This window comes from Paucisalibacillus globulus (genome assembly GCF_900184735.1).
In the GTDB taxonomy this organism is placed as follows: Bacteria; Bacillota; Bacilli; order Bacillales; family Amphibacillaceae; genus Ornithinibacillus; species Ornithinibacillus globulus_B.
In genome coordinates this window covers 1-14128 of the sequence record NZ_LT855386.1, presented here as the reverse complement: position 1 = coordinate 14128, position 14128 = coordinate 1, and the positions used below count along the sequence as shown (strand labels likewise).

Annotated in this window: 15 protein-coding genes and 1 pseudogene; 10 read left to right on the top strand and 6 right to left on the bottom strand. The window is 34.0% G+C overall.

What is annotated here, in order from left to right; all coding sequences use genetic code 11:
- Positions 1 to 17 precede the first annotated feature (17 nt).
- Positions 18 to 185 (bottom strand): hypothetical protein, encoded by a 168-nt coding sequence (locus BN999_RS20475; protein ID WP_176481850.1) that lies wholly within the window; start codon positions 183 to 185, stop codon positions 18 to 20.
- Positions 186 to 406: 221 nt separating this feature from the next.
- On the opposite strand from BN999_RS20475, the gene BN999_RS02215 reads away from it, so the two are divergent.
- The 3 genes and pseudogenes from BN999_RS02215 to BN999_RS02205 all read left to right on the top strand — a co-directional run bounded on the left by BN999_RS02215 (position 407) and on the right by BN999_RS02205 (position 2770).
- Positions 407 to 1069: a CPBP family intramembrane glutamic endopeptidase gene (locus BN999_RS02215; RefSeq protein ID WP_096269770.1), complete on the top strand. Its 663-nt coding sequence runs from the start codon at positions 407 to 409 to the stop codon at positions 1067 to 1069.
- Positions 1070 to 1200: 131 nt separating this feature from the next.
- Positions 1201 to 1824: a CAP domain-containing protein gene (locus tag BN999_RS02210; RefSeq protein ID WP_096269769.1), complete on the top strand. Its 624-nt coding sequence runs from the start codon at positions 1201 to 1203 to the stop codon at positions 1822 to 1824.
- A 290-nt stretch (positions 1825 to 2114) separates the two neighbouring features.
- A pseudogene (locus tag BN999_RS02205) lies at positions 2115 to 2770 on the top strand (DNA alkylation repair protein).
- Between the two features lie 34 nt (positions 2771 to 2804).
- Here the strand turns inward: BN999_RS02205 and BN999_RS02200 are convergent.
- The gene (locus BN999_RS02200; protein ID WP_176481883.1) at positions 2805 to 3287 is read right to left on the bottom strand and encodes a ribonuclease H-like YkuK family protein; all 483 of its coding nucleotides are present in this window, start codon (positions 3285 to 3287) and stop codon (positions 2805 to 2807) included.
- A 410-nt stretch (positions 3288 to 3697) separates the two neighbouring features.
- Here BN999_RS02200 and BN999_RS02195 point away from each other — a divergent pair, with 410 nt between their 5' ends.
- From BN999_RS02195 to BN999_RS02180, 4 genes are all read left to right on the top strand, one after another.
- Positions 3698 to 5080: a vWA domain-containing protein gene (locus BN999_RS02195; protein ID WP_217988459.1), complete on the top strand. Its 1383-nt coding sequence runs from the start codon at positions 3698 to 3700 to the stop codon at positions 5078 to 5080.
- Between the two features lie 263 nt (positions 5081 to 5343).
- The gene (locus tag BN999_RS02190; RefSeq protein ID WP_096269766.1) at positions 5344 to 6366 is read left to right on the top strand and encodes an ROK family protein; all 1023 of its coding nucleotides are present in this window, start codon (positions 5344 to 5346) and stop codon (positions 6364 to 6366) included.
- A 25-nt stretch (positions 6367 to 6391) separates the two neighbouring features.
- Positions 6392 to 7603: an MFS transporter gene (locus BN999_RS02185; protein WP_096269765.1), complete on the top strand. Its 1212-nt coding sequence runs from the start codon at positions 6392 to 6394 to the stop codon at positions 7601 to 7603.
- A gap of 104 nt (positions 7604 to 7707) precedes the next feature.
- Complete coding sequence (locus tag BN999_RS02180; protein WP_176481849.1) at positions 7708 to 8298, top strand: LAGLIDADG family homing endonuclease; 591 nt, start codon at positions 7708 to 7710, stop codon at positions 8296 to 8298.
- Between the two features lie 197 nt (positions 8299 to 8495).
- Here BN999_RS02180 and BN999_RS02175 read toward each other — a convergent pair whose 3' ends face one another.
- Positions 8496 to 9566: a citrate/2-methylcitrate synthase gene (locus BN999_RS02175; protein WP_096269763.1), complete on the bottom strand. Its 1071-nt coding sequence runs from the start codon at positions 9564 to 9566 to the stop codon at positions 8496 to 8498.
- A gap of 113 nt (positions 9567 to 9679) precedes the next feature.
- Here BN999_RS02175 and BN999_RS02170 point away from each other — a divergent pair, with 113 nt between their 5' ends.
- From BN999_RS02170 to modB, 3 genes are all read left to right on the top strand, one after another.
- On the top strand, positions 9680 to 10558 hold the full coding sequence (locus tag BN999_RS02170; protein WP_096269762.1) for a LysR family transcriptional regulator: 879 nt from the start codon (positions 9680 to 9682) through the stop codon (positions 10556 to 10558).
- Positions 10559 to 10639: 81 nt separating this feature from the next.
- Entirely contained in the window at positions 10640 to 11431 is a 792-nt protein-coding gene (modA, locus tag BN999_RS02165) for a molybdate ABC transporter substrate-binding protein (protein WP_096269761.1), read from the top strand.
- Positions 11412 to 12098 (top strand): molybdate ABC transporter permease subunit, encoded by a 687-nt coding sequence (gene modB / locus BN999_RS02160; RefSeq protein ID WP_096269760.1) that lies wholly within the window; start codon positions 11412 to 11414, stop codon positions 12096 to 12098. Before modA ends, modB begins: the two co-directional genes overlap by 20 nt.
- A gap of 85 nt (positions 12099 to 12183) precedes the next feature.
- On the opposite strand, the gene BN999_RS02155 is transcribed toward modB, so the two are convergent.
- From BN999_RS02155 to BN999_RS02145, 3 genes are all read right to left on the bottom strand, one after another.
- The gene (locus BN999_RS02155; protein WP_373453621.1) at positions 12184 to 12747 is read right to left on the bottom strand and encodes a DUF4256 domain-containing protein; all 564 of its coding nucleotides are present in this window, start codon (positions 12745 to 12747) and stop codon (positions 12184 to 12186) included.
- 166 nt (positions 12748 to 12913) lie between these two features.
- Positions 12914 to 13624, bottom strand: a complete 711-nt coding sequence (locus tag BN999_RS02150) for a Type 1 glutamine amidotransferase-like domain-containing protein (RefSeq protein ID WP_096269758.1) — start codon at positions 13622 to 13624, stop codon at positions 12914 to 12916.
- 133 nt (positions 13625 to 13757) lie between these two features.
- Positions 13758 to 14128, bottom strand: a 371-nt coding sequence (locus BN999_RS02145; protein ID WP_255247382.1) for a transposase, incomplete at its 5' end; no start/stop codon positions are given.

The following is a 14128-nucleotide window of genomic DNA, read 5'->3' as shown; positions in this document are numbered from 1 at the left end:
TTTACTTTTAGAAATTACTATTTACGTTTGTTGTTACGATTGTTGTTATTGCGATTATTATTATTATTGTTGTTGTTATCTAAATTATCATCATTTAGAAACTCATTCGCAAATTCAACATTATCATTGTTGTTATTGTTGTTATTATTGTTATTGTTGTTGTTGCGATTTTTGTTGTTCGCCATAACTAATTACCTCCTATTTTTTTTAGTGAAAATGAACATACTAGTTCTATTTCACCTTACAAAATGTATGTTACCCCGTTTATTTAAATTAATTCATTTAATTTACAAATTTACCCTTTTTATATTTTTCTATTGTACATAAGGTTAAAGATATGGGATAATCGAAAATAAATTTAGAAAAGAATATACAGTTTACTATAGATCTTAATTAGGAGAACTTTATGGGTAAAAAATCAATCTTTATCATTTTAAGTACAATAATTACTTGTGGTTTACTTGCTTTTATTGAACATGGTATTGAAATTAACTATCTAATTAAAACTATTTTAAAAATAGGCCTTTTTTACCTAACAATTCGAGTTTATATTCGAATATTTAAGGATTATCGATTTAGAGATGCTATTAGTATAGAAAGAATTTCTTTTAATGAGTGGAAACGGATTGTTATCCTCGGATTTACATCCGCCACCATCGTTCTCATCGCATATTTGATATTCTTGCCATTGATTAGTTTAGACACGATAAAAAATGATTTAACAGAGCGGCTGGGGATTAGTGCTACTACATATATATTTGTAGGCCTTTATGTGACATTTGGAAATTCTTTTTTAGAAGAATACTTCTTCAGGGGATTTATCTTTTTTAATTTACCAAAGAAATTAGGTTATATTTATAGCCCAATACTATTTGCTGCTTATCATGTCCCGATGATTGCTTTATGGTTTAGTCCATTGATTATGGGGCTATGTTTCCTCGGATTATGGATTATTGGATTGATATTTCATAAAGTAAATGAACGTAATCAAACAATTTGGTCCTCTTGGATGATACATATATGTGCAGATATTATGATCATATTAATTGGTTTAACATTATTTTATTAACAGAACTCATATTTAGAAGGAATGTTACCTTACCAAATTTTTACACTCTGTAAATTAATGTATTACTATTGTTACATAAGAAACAATAGAAGCAGGGGGATAACAATTTTACAAAATATGAGGTGACTATTATGGTTAAGCGATTGATTCCCTTGCTCTTTGCGTTAATACTTGTATTTCCAATGGGAGCAAGTGCACAAAATATCAAAATGTTTAATGAACCTCCTTTTGATTTCTATAAAGTTTCAAAAGGAGATTCATTTTGGTTTATAGCTAAGCGTTATGGTTTAGATTATCATGAGTTGATGCGATTAAACCCAAATGTGGTTCCGACAAACATGCAGGTTGGATCGGTAATTCGACTTCGTGCAACTGCCGCTAGCCCGACTACTTTCGAAGAGCAAGTTGCCCAGTTAGTAAACAAAGAGCGAGCAAAACAGGGATTATCACCATTGCTACACAGAGCAGATATAAAAAGTGTTGCAGAGAAAAAAGCAATGGATATGATTAATTCCAACTATTTCTCTCATACTAGTCCAAACTATGGATCACCTTTCGATATGATGAAAACGTTTGGGATTAAATATCGTACAGCTGGAGAGAACATTGCCAAAGGGCAAAAAACTCCACAAGAAGTTATGAATGCATGGATGAATTCATCAGGACACAGGGCCAATATATTAAATGCTAAGTTTGATTCCATTGGTGTAGGATATTACAATGGAGCATGGGTTCAAATGTTTACAGGGTCCTAAAACATTAACGTACAAGAAATAAGGAAGAAGAGGCTGGGACATAACTAAGAAGTCAAGTTGAAAACCTGAACGTTTTTCCGCATCAGCTCCGGAAATATACGGAGACTCCTGCGGGAGGAAAGGCATCGGTGAGACCCCGGAAGAGCTTTAGCTCTGAGGAGGCTCACCAGCCGCCCGCGGAAAGCGCAGTATATTTCCGGAGCGGGTCTATGCGCTTATCATATTAGTTCGGATTTTCATTAACTTAAACTCTTTTGTCCCAGCCTCTTCTTTATTAGGTGGGGAAGACAATGCTGCAATGGATAACAGGAGAATTTGAGAAGTACCGAAACATAGAGAATGCTCAACAAATGGAACGATATATGAAGGACCATTTCCCGTTTTTAGGTATTAAATCACCCGAGCGTAGAAGAATAACTTCACTATTCTTTAAAGAAACCGGATTACATAAACAACCTTTTAATTCAGATTTCTTAATAGAATTATGGGAAAAAGAGGAACGAGAATATCAGTATCTAGCTTTGGATTATATCGATAAACAACTTAAAAATATATCGAAAGAACATTTGTCACTAATGCATCAATTAATAACAACGAAATCCTGGTGGGATACAGTAGATATGTTAGCTCAAAAACCTATTGGTAAAATCGCAGTGGATTCACCAAGTATTATCAATAGTACCATTGATAATTGGTCTCAAAATGAAAATATGTGGTTAAGAGGACAGCAATATTATTTCAACTAAAATATAAAGAAAAAACGAATGAAGACTTACTATATACATACATAAAAAGAAATTCAGACAGTAAAGAATTCTTTATTCAAAAGGCAATAGGATGGGCACTGCGAGAATACTCAAAAACTAATCCAGAATCTGTTCGTAATTTTATAGAACAAAATAAGTTAGCAAACCTTAGTATACGAGAGGGAAGTAAATATCTATAATTTAAATAAAAGGATGGACATCGCTCTTATATGATTATTTAGTAAAGCGGTTAGCATAAGAACTCGCAACAAATGAGTCTGGTTTGATCTTGGGCTCAATGCCTAATGATTCCATCCTTCCAACCATCTCATTTACAAATACCCTTGTTTTGTTTTTATGAGAAGAACCAATGTCAATATGCCCCTCAATGGTAAAGGAGGATCCCTTATAGATATTGGGTAGAACAATATCGATTAACTGGGTCTTTTTTTCTTCTGTAAACATGGAAACCACTTCTTCTGTTAAAGTTGTTTCATAGGATATTCTCTCATGGAGATTCATCATCTTCCTTGGAACGATTACTTTGCGTATGCATGCCCAGGCACCTTTGGATTCACGCTGAATAACTATTCCAGTTATAAATCTAGTGTAAGTTGGATGTACTTGAGAATCGGTACCAAATATCAAACGGTACTGCCCATTAGGTTCTTTATCCATGAATCTTACAATATGTCCGAATACCTCATCAAATGACATACTTTTATGAGTTAAATTTTGAAAGCTAAAATCCAAAACTTTTAGTTTGGCCACAACAGAAACCTCCTATATTAACTCCTTATTTATTATTTTAACTAAAGAATCCTATGACTATTCTTTAGTTTTTGTTAAACTTTCTAAGAATTGACTGTTTTATTAAAAAAACTTTCCAAATACCACTTCTTAATATATTATTCGGGAATATATCATTTTGTATCTCTATTGGATATATCAGTTAAATAATCGACATTTTCACTACTTTCACTTTACCTAAATGGTTAATAAGTACCAGAAAATAATTCTAAATAGTTATTTTGATATATTGACTATTGCCTATATTCCCTCCAATCTAGACTATAGAATTGGAAAATAAAGGAGTGCGGGTATTGCGATATTATTTTTTGATACTTATGACCGGTTTATTATTCATTGTTGCATCATGCAGTGAAGATAATCAGACTAAGGTAGAAGAACCAAATGATGATGAAAAACAGGTAGCAGATGAAAATCCAGAGGACAGAGAATCGGATACAACCATGAAAGTTGAAATAGGTGCATTGGCTGCGACAGAGATCTTGGAAGATATCAAAGATCAGCCCACTGGAATCTTGGTAAATGACCTAACATTAGATAATGAATTATCAACTGACTCAAAGGATGTAATGGAGAGTTTAAATGAAGAGTTACACGAACAATTGGTTAATATCCTTAATGAAACTAAGGAGCCTGAGGTTATTGAAAGTGCTCTTATTAAATTATTAGGTAGTCCTAATTATAAAGAAGTGATAGAAATTGCTGAGGATTTTCAGCCTGATTTTGAGGATCCTTATCTTCCAAATCCTAAAAGAGTTAGTGAATCTGGTAATAGCGAAGAAATTGGTCAAGCAATTATATTGCTAGATGCTAGTTCAAGTATGCTATTAAGTGTTGACGGTGAGGTGAAAATGAACATTGCAAAAGATGCAGTCTTGCGTTTTGCAGATGTAATTGGTCAAGAAAGTGAAGTATCTTTAGTTGTATATGGACATAAAGGATCTGAAGACAATTCTGATAAAAAAATATCCTGTGAAGGTATTGAGGAAATTTACCCAATGGGAGCGTACAACTCGGAAGCCTTCGAAGATTCACTATCTACTTTCGATAGTAAAGGATGGACTCCGCTAGCAGGTGCAATCAATAAGGCAACAGAAATGATAGCTGAATTAGAAGGTGCAGTCACTGTTTATATCGTAAGTGATGGTGTAGAAACTTGTGATGGTGATCCAATTCAAGCCGCTAAAGATTTTGTTATGAATCATGAGGACCGTTCAGTCAATATTATTGGTTTTAATGTAGATAAAAAAGCGGAAGACCAGCTGACAGCAGTTTCCGAGGCTGGGAACGGAAAATATTATTCAGCTAATAATGCAGAAGAAATACAAGAGACGATTGAATATGAATGGTTGCCTTCTATGGGAGAGTTAGCATGGGCCCATATGAAAGCACCTGGTCCATGGGAAATCTTAGCTGAGTATGATAAATATAGGGAAGAGCATAAAAGAATAAGGCAACTAATTGATAAGGAGAAAGATCGATTAGATGCTGCCATGAATATGATTATCGAAGAAGAAATGGTAACTCTTGAAACATATAGAGAGATAGAGGAATTAGTTTCTTCTAGATATAGTAGTAAGATGGATATTTCTAGGGATTTAGAATCTCAAAAAATTAAGGAAATTGATGACATAGCTAATGATATCAAAGACCGTGTTTTTCAATGGATAGAAGAAATGGAAGAGCTTGTTTATGACTAAAACATTAATTATCTGAGTGTGGCAAAGTAATATAAAATCATATATTAAAAACGTCTATAAGCCTAATTTCTCATTATAAAACATGGTGAAATTAGGCTTATAATACGAATAACGTTTTTAGATCGTGCAGTTTAAAATCACAATTGTTTTACAAAAACTTATATGATATAGTATGGGTAACTTATTAAATCATTTTAATTAGTTTTTTTATAAATTACTTATTAAATGTGTTTAATAAGATGTTGGAACAAAGGGTGAAATAAATGGCTTCAACTCCAGAAATGATGAAGAGCGCAATTCTAAGTGGTATTCGAAAGACATTGATTGAACTTGGAAGTGCAACAAAAGTCGAACTTAGTGATAAATTGAAAATTAGTTTTCCAACTATAAGTAAGTTCATTGGTCAAATGGAGACAGAGGGGGAAGTCACCTCGGTTGGTTTAGATAAATCTAGTGGAGGGAGACGAGCTAAAAGGTATACATACAATTCGGATCATATGCTAGGTCTAGCCATTTTTTTAGAAAAAACCGAGACGAATTTTACGATTTGTAATTGTTCGGGAGAAATAAAAGAACAAGGGAATGTACCAAGTGTTTTGATTGAAGATGGATTAAGTTTATTAACCAAGTGTATCGAATCAATAGTCACTAATCATCCAAAAATCAGCTCCATCGCCATTGGGGTTCCTGGTTCGGTTGATAATGGCCAAATATTCTTTATACCTGGATATGATCAGTTTCAACATTTTGATTTAAAAGGATACTTAGAAGAATATTTCTCCTTACCAGTAACAGTTGAGAATGATATGAATGCTGCTGTTATTGGAATCGATAATCGTCAGGGGAATCAACATAATAAATCCCTCGTTTATCTCTACTTTGGCCAAAACGGACCAGGTGCAGGATTATTAATTAATGGAGATGTGGTGAGGGGAAGTACATTTTTCGCGGGAGAAGTTGCATTCGTTCCACAGTATAATGACCTGAATTTCCAGCGAGCTTTCGAAAGAGGGATTGAGTATAAAACGATATCAATAAACGAGACAGATCAGATTGATGCAATAAGTAGATTAATAGCATCATTTGTAGCGATCATAAACCCCCATGAGATAATTTTTGTGCGTAATGAAATAGAAGAAGGAGTATTAGATAAGATTGCAGAGGTCAGTTCAAAGTATATTCCTTCAGAACACCTTCCAGAGTTAACTAGGAGTGATTGGAAACAAGATTATTTAGTTGGATTACAACGTCTTGGGCTTGATCTGATAATGAATAAAGTGAACTAAAATTCTATATTACATGAGGTAACATATGACAACTTTACTTTTAGTTATTATTTATTTGGCTTTTATTAGCCTAGGTTTACCTGATTCATTGTTAGGGGCTGCATGGCCTGCAATGCAATCAGACATTGGAGCACAACTTGAGACAGGTGGAATTCTATTCATGACTATAGCGGGTGGCACGATAATCTCAAGCTTGGTTAGTGGAAAGGTACTTAAACGGTTTGGTACAGGAAAAGTTACAATTGTTAGCGTATCAATGACTGCTATTGCTTTACTAGGATTTAATTTTGCTCATTCTATAGGTTGGTTAATAATTTGTGCTATTCCACTTGGATTAGGTGCAGGGGCTGTTGATGCCGGGTTAAACGACTATGTAGCCACAAACTATGAGGCACATCATATGAGCTGGTTACATTGTTTTTGGGGAGTAGGTGCTACGCTCGGACCCGTTATTATGGCTCAGTTCATTTCTACAGGTGATAATTCTTGGCGTAATGGATATATGGTTATTGCTTGCATCCAGATATTTTTAGTGTTGGTCCTTATTTTATCATTACCTTTATGGAAGAGGGTGGCTAAGAATTGCAATACTATTTTAGATGAAGTGACAAAGGAATCTATAATGATCAATCACGTTGAAGGTGAGAAAGATATAAAACCTTTACAGGTTAAAGGGGTTAAACTAGCGTTAGTGTCCTTTTTATTTTATTGTGGTGCAGAAGCTACAATGAATCTATGGGGAAGTAGTTATTTGGTAAATATCAAAGGCTTAAATCCTCCAACTGCTGCCGCGTGGGTTTCCTTCTATTTTGCAGGCATAACAATTGGTAGATTTATTACGGGATTTATTACCTTCAGAATGAGTAACAGAACGCTCATTCGCATCGGGCAAACTATAGCATTAATAGGGGCCATCATCCTGATTTTACCTTTGCCGTCTACTTTCTCACTTATCGGTTTTATCATAGTTGGACTGGGTTTAGCGCCAATATTTCCGTGTATGTTGCATGAAACCCCAATTCGATTTGGTAAAAAACATTCTCAAACTATTATGGGATACCAAATGGCTGTTGCTTATACAGGTACAACATTTATCCCACCTTTACTAGGGTTTACTGCATCTCAGTTAACAATAGGAATCTTACCATTTTGTATTGTAGTTTTTGTTGGAGCAATGATCTGGAGTTCGGAAAGAATAAATTATGTACTAAAAAAATATAAGAAGTCATTTTTCTGAGGTAATGTAATCTAAGGAAAAGAATTATTGTTTACCCGTTATGAATAATTGGATCGAATCAGCCTCTATATAAAAATAAAAAGACTGGTGTTTATAATTTAAATTTGAATAGCAAGATTCTAAAAAATGATCTAATTCAAACTCATGGTATTGAACCTAATAAATCAAGCACTATCAAATTCCCTAATGTACCCGATCAATATAAGAGTCATTTTATTAGAGGTTTTTTTGATGGAGATGGCTATGTGAACTATGATAAGTACACAGTTACATTTGTTGGTGGTTCCAGAGTGTTTATGATTCAACTAATGAAAGAATTAGAAAGAGTTGAATTACAGCCACAACTATATGAAAAGGATAGACATTACAGGATTCATATAAGAGGAAGAAAATCTATCAAGTTATTTGCAGAATGGATTTATCAGGATAAGGAACTGTATCTTAGCAGAAAGTTTAATGAGTTTGAAAGAGAAAATAAGAAAGCTAGTGAGATTAGAGACAGGGTACATAAGGCTACAAGAGAAGATGTAAGTAATCGCAAATTAAAATTTCTAGCTCTATATGCTACTAGCAGATCGTATAAATTCACATGTGATTGTTTGGAAATTAAGAAAGAAACACCTAAGAGATGGATAAAGCAGGATGAGATATTCAAATATAATTTTAACTTTATTAATAAGTCAATCATTGAATAGATAGGGGTGGAACAGCAATTATTCGTATAAATTGCTGTTCCATTTAATTCTTTTTCTTGTTAACATAATACTTATTATGGGAAGTTAATGATAAAATAACGATAAATATCTCAAAATACAAGTTTACTCTAGATAGTGAGACAAAATTGGAATTTTACGCTATAAAACAATTAGAAATTTTATAGCGTAATTTATTATTAATTACCAATATACATAGCATTTGGTCTAAATAACGTATTATTATTTTGTTGCTCAATTGCATGTGCACACCAGCCAACAATTCTACTCGAGCTAAAAATTGCTGTAAACAATGATTCATCTAGACTCAGCGTTTTCATTATCGCTGCTGCATAATATTCCACATTTGTATATAGTTTATGGTCTGGTTTTACTTGTTTTAGAATCTCAATCGTTTCAATCTCAGTTTTTACTGCTAAATCGATCCAATCTGGCAATTCATCCATCTTCATGATGGTATTTTTTAAGGCTAATGCTCTAGGATCAGTTGTCTTATATACACGGTGACCAAATCCCATTATTCGTTCTTTATTTTCTAACTTCTTGTGAATTACTTCACATATTGCATCTTCTGTCTTAATTTCCTCTAAAAGTGCTATCACTCCTGATGGAGCACCCCCATGTAATGGCCCTTTCATGGTTCCTAATGCACTTGTTATTGCCGATATTAGGTCACTCTCAGTTGAAATAGTAACTCTTGCTGCAAATGTAGATGCGTTCAAACCATGCTCCATAGTAAGAATAAGGTAGGATTCGAGTATTTGAGCATGAGTAGAATTTATGTTACCAGTAAGCATATAAACAAAATTATTTACATGATCTAATGAGCTATTTGGTGGAATTACAGGTAGATTTTTTAGTTGTCTATACCGGTATGCTATTATCGTTGGAAAAACTGATATTAATCGTTCTGCAGCTTCATAAATACCATCTTTTTCTGGTAAATTGAAGGAAGAAATAATTGTCCTTAATACGTCCATTAACGGCATTTCCTTTGGCATTAGCTCTAGTATCCCAACAATATAATTTGGTATAGGACGATAATTAATTAATTTTTCCTTAAACCGGACTTTCATTTCCTCATTTGGAAATTCTCGGTACAATAAAAAATAAGCAACTTCTTCAAAAGAATATTTCTCTACTAACCTCTCAATTTCAATCCCTCGATACGTTAACATTCCTTTTTCTCCATCAATATTGCTCAAAGATGTCTGTACAGCGATTACCCCTTTTAAACCTGGATAATACATCGTCTTCCCCACTCCCTTTCCTTTGGCTTCATTATATAGCAGTTAAAAGATTATTAATATTTAGTAATTTTTACTATAATAATAAATGATATTAATTGATTGGAGGTTATTAAATGGATATACGAACAATTAAAACTTTTATATTAGCCGCAGAACATGAAAATTATCGTGAAGTTGCAGAAAAACTGTTTATTACACAACCTGCTATCACATTTCAGATGAAACAATTAGAAAAAGAATTAGGTGGGCAGCTATTTATAAAGGATGGTAGAAACATTGTTTTAACGGAGTTTGGTAGATTGTTTTACCGTGAATCACTAGAAATTGTCTCCCAATTTGAAAATAGTATCCATCGAATAAATCAATATAAGCAAGGTTTCAATAAGTTGTTACGAATAGCTATTTCTCCCCTACTTGCAGATACCATTTTGCCAACTGTTTTGCATAAATATATGCTTGCCAATCCTACAGTTGAATTCACCATTCAAGTGATGGAGTCTAAAGAAATCTCTGAGCAAATTGAAAGCGGTATAGTTGATTTCGGATTATCCTGTCTACCTGGAACAAGTCTCATCAAATCCATTCAATTTCACGAAGAGCCCGTTTCATTAATTATTAAACACGATGGATATGACTTTGAATCAGGACCAGTACTTGATCCATTTGAAACACTGGAAAATAATATCTTATTTACAGATAACCATCCTTACTACTGGCCAGATTTAAAGGAAAAGTTAATTACAATGGTCCCTTCCCTTAGAATGATGAAAGTTAATCAATCGTATATAACCAAGCGATTTGTTCTAGAAGGAATGGGCGTTAGCTTTTTACCTAAATCCATTATCAATAAAGAGTTATTAGAAGGTAGATTACTAGAAGTTCCTGTGGATAATATAGATATTCCGAGTGCTAGTATGTACTTTGTCTATAGAAACGATCAGCAATTTGATTCGGAACTAATGAACTTTATTTCATCATTTCATTTCAGCTGAGAAGCATGTTCTGTAATTTCATAAGAAATATAGTAAACTAGACTATGTCGTACTATTTTGGATAGCAATCGAGGTGTATACATGGGAAGTTATTTTAAAAAATATATATGTTTATTACTAATACTTGTAATGCTTGCAAGTTGTTCACCTAAGGAAGGTTCAAACTCCAATACAACAAAGACAGTTGAATTGACTATCTCAGCAGCTGCAAGTCTAAAAGAGTCATTAGAAATAATACAAAGTAAATATGAACTGGAACACCCCAATGTAAAAATACGATTTAATTTTGGTGGTTCTGGATCACTAAAACAACAAATCGTGCAAGGTGCTCCGGTGGATCTGTTTTTTTCTGCGGCAGAAGATAAATTTAATGAATTAGTAGAAGAAGGTTTCATAGCTAAGGAAGATTGGGATGTGTTACTCATGAATGAATTAGTGATCATTGTACCATCTAATAATCCAATGGATGTTAGTAGTCTAGAAGATTTAATACATAAAAATATAGATCATATTTCCATCGGTATTCCCGAAACTGTTCCTGCAGGAAAATATGCGAAAGAATCCCTTAGAAACCAAGAGTTATGGTCAGACTTAGAGTCAAAAATGGTCCTAGCAAAAGATGTTCGGCAAGTTCTATCCTATGTGGAGACTGCAAGCGTGGCTGCTGGCATTGTGTATAAAACTGATGCAATGGTTTCAGATAAAGTGGACATTATTTCGACGATAGATTCAGACACACATACACTTATCCATTATCCTGTTGGTATACTTAACGATAGTAAAAACTATGAGGCTGCGAAAGATTTTTATGATTTTCTAACAAGTGACGAATCTATAGAGGTATTTAAGGATTATGGATTCCATACTTACTAAGTTATTTTCAGAAGAATTCTTCAGTCCTATTGGATTATCAATTAAAATTGCCACAGTCTCAGGTATTGTTGTGATAATCATAGGGACAATTATTGGTAAATATTTTGCCCGTAATAGTTTTAGAGGGAAAGCAGTAGTAGAAACAATCATCATGCTACCAATGGTACTCCCTCCGACTGTAGTTGGATTCATTCTAATAGTACTTTTTGGAAGAAATAGTATTGCTGACGATGTGATTGAATGGTTATTTAATCAATCCATCATGTTTACCTGGTGGGCTGCTGTTATTGCTGCTGTTGTAGTTTCTTTTCCTCTCATGTATCAATCTGCAAAGTCAGCCTTTCAGGGCGTAGAGTCGGATATCGAAGAAGCAGCTAGATTAGATGGTGCAAATGAATGGAAAGTGTTTCTGTATGTATCGATACCGCTTGCCTCACGTGTTTTAATTGCGGGTAGTATTTTAAGTTTTGCTCGTGCATTGGGAGAATTTGGGGCAACGCTTATGTTTGCCGGAAATATTCCTGGAGAAACACAAACAATCCCAACTGCTATCTATATTGCTATTGACTCAGGGGAAATGACTCTAGCTTGGATGTGGGTTATTTCAATCGTGATCATATCATTTTTTATGCTATTATTTATCCGAACAAAAGAAACTAAAGGCTAAATTATCATTATAATACTGATAATTTAGCCCTTTCTTTTCTTCATATTAAAGCTTCATACTTAAGGCCAATTTTTTATGGCATGATCTATACTCTTAAAGACCCACGGAACCCTCTGGCACCATAATACGAATCTGCGCCATTGTGATATACGAATACATGATCATAGCGATAATCACAAAAAAGGGCACCACCAAGTTTTCTAATAGCAGATGGTGTTTGAACCCAACTGGATGTTTTCATATCGAACTTCCCAAGTTTTTGTAACTCTCTATACTGCTCTTCTGTCAATAGTTCTATCCCCATGGAAGTTGCCATTTCCATCGCACTAGTTTCTGGCTTATGTTTTTTCCTAGCCTCCAGTGCGGCTTGGTCATAGCATACGCTTCTGCGGCCCTTTGGACTTTCTTTGGAACAATCACAAAAGATATACTCGTCTTTCTCTTTATCATATCCAACTACATCTGGTTCGCCTTCTGTTCTTTCCATTTCATGAAGAGACCATAGTTTTTCTGGGTTATTTTCTATCCTTGCTTGGACTGCATCCCATTTTAAATCTTGATGACGATCCATATTGGCTTCGAAACGGGATTTCAATACACCTAGTAAGTAATCACGCTGTTCTTGAGATAATTCTTTTTTATCAGTCATTGTCATATTATCTTTCCTCCTAATAACTTTTACATAAAATGTTTTTGGTATTAGATATTTATCAATTAATTTAATAGTAGTATGATGTTAGTTTACATTAGATAATGTGGAGAAGTAAATTATTCATACTCCAAATATGAAACTTACAAACACTATCCCTATCTATTTAAGTAGAATGATTGGAACCAAGGTAGAATGTTTCCATTTCAATTTCTTTAACTTCCTGATCATAGTAAATGTGATATGCTTTTGATTTTGGTCTGGAGCTAACAACTCTATGTATCTTCTGATCGACATAATGAATTGCAACACCGTCATCAGTAGCGACTCCAGGTTTCATTTCACCTGATTTTATTAGTTTATGGTAGCTAGGTCTTCTTTCTTCTTCTCCATCGTAATGGGGACAATTACTCCCCCTTAAAAACCCTAAACACTTAATTGGTTCTAGTCCTTCTCCGTAGGAATCAGTCACTCCTTCTTCAAACCAACAAATGGATCCTGCACTAATACCAGCTAATAATACACCTTTTTCCCAAGCTTTCCTTAAGATGATATCTAAACCCCATTCTTTCCACAAGATTAGTAAGTTTTTAGTATTTCCACCACCAACATATAGAATATCTTTATCTAATAAATAGTTCGTTAAATTTCTACTAGGTGGTTTAAATAATGATAAATGGGAAGGTTGACATGGTTGGTTTTCAAAGAAGTTATAAAATCTAGTAATATAGTTCTCTGAATCTCCACTTGCAGTAGGGATAAAACAAATTTTGGGATTTGTTTTATTAGACTGAGTTAGTATATATTTATCTAGTAATGGATTATGGGGTTCCATAGAGAAACCTCCTCCTCCAAGTGCAATTATTTGCCTATTCATCTTCTATACCACCCCAATTCAAGAATAATATTTACCTTGGATTCTAATAAAATAGCGCTTAACAGCTATATATTACCATAATATTCCTTATGCCATAATACCTTTAGAAAAAGAAAAAGAGGCTGGGACAAAACTAGCCAGAAAGTAATAAAAAACTGGTTCTAAGCGATTGAAAATTGCTTGGAACCAGTTTTTTGAAATCATTTCCATTTCCTAAACTAGATTTACCCATTTTGGCGGTATACTTCCTCAAGTTTACCGCCATAAGCGCAAATCCTAATTCATTTATCACTTTCTCTTTTCCTCTAACAGACATTCGAGTGAAACCCAAATTAGCCTTCAGAAATCCGAAGACTGGCTCCACATCGATTTTACGTTTACCGTAAATTTCACCAGTTTTCTCGTCTGAAAGCTTCTCCCTGACGTATTCTTTTTGAGATTCCCACTTTTCATTGAGATATACTTTTCGATTGTTTCCCTCTTTCGCCTTTGTACACATGGAGC

Bases quoted from the DNA above. Each gene is read 5' to 3' on its own strand.
- BN999_RS20475 (WP_176481850.1), bottom strand. From the start codon at position 185: ATGGCGAACAACAAAAATCGCAACAACAACAATAACAATAATAACAAC.
- BN999_RS02215 (WP_096269770.1), top strand. From the start codon at position 407: ATGGGTAAAAAATCAATCTTTATCATTTTAAGTACAATAATTACTTGT.
- BN999_RS02210 (WP_096269769.1), top strand. From the start codon at position 1,201: ATGGTTAAGCGATTGATTCCCTTGCTCTTTGCGTTAATACTTGTATTT.
- BN999_RS02200 (WP_176481883.1), bottom strand. From the start codon at position 3,287: ATGTCATTTGATGAGGTATTCGGACATATTGTAAGATTCATGGATAAA.
- BN999_RS02195 (WP_217988459.1), top strand. From the start codon at position 3,698: ATGACCGGTTTATTATTCATTGTTGCATCATGCAGTGAAGATAATCAG.
- BN999_RS02190 (WP_096269766.1), top strand. From the start codon at position 5,344: ATGGCTTCAACTCCAGAAATGATGAAGAGCGCAATTCTAAGTGGTATT.
- BN999_RS02185 (WP_096269765.1), top strand. From the start codon at position 6,392: ATGACAACTTTACTTTTAGTTATTATTTATTTGGCTTTTATTAGCCTA.
- BN999_RS02175 (WP_096269763.1), bottom strand. From the start codon at position 9,566: ATGTATTATCCAGGTTTAAAAGGGGTAATCGCTGTACAGACATCTTTG.
- BN999_RS02170 (WP_096269762.1), top strand. From the start codon at position 9,680: ATGGATATACGAACAATTAAAACTTTTATATTAGCCGCAGAACATGAA.
- modA (WP_096269761.1), top strand. From the start codon at position 10,640: ATGGGAAGTTATTTTAAAAAATATATATGTTTATTACTAATACTTGTA.
- modB (WP_096269760.1), top strand. From the start codon at position 11,412: ATGGATTCCATACTTACTAAGTTATTTTCAGAAGAATTCTTCAGTCCT.
- BN999_RS02155 (WP_373453621.1), bottom strand. From the start codon at position 12,747: ATGACTGATAAAAAAGAATTATCTCAAGAACAGCGTGATTACTTACTA.
- BN999_RS02150 (WP_096269758.1), bottom strand. From the start codon at position 13,624: ATGAATAGGCAAATAATTGCACTTGGAGGAGGAGGTTTCTCTATGGAA.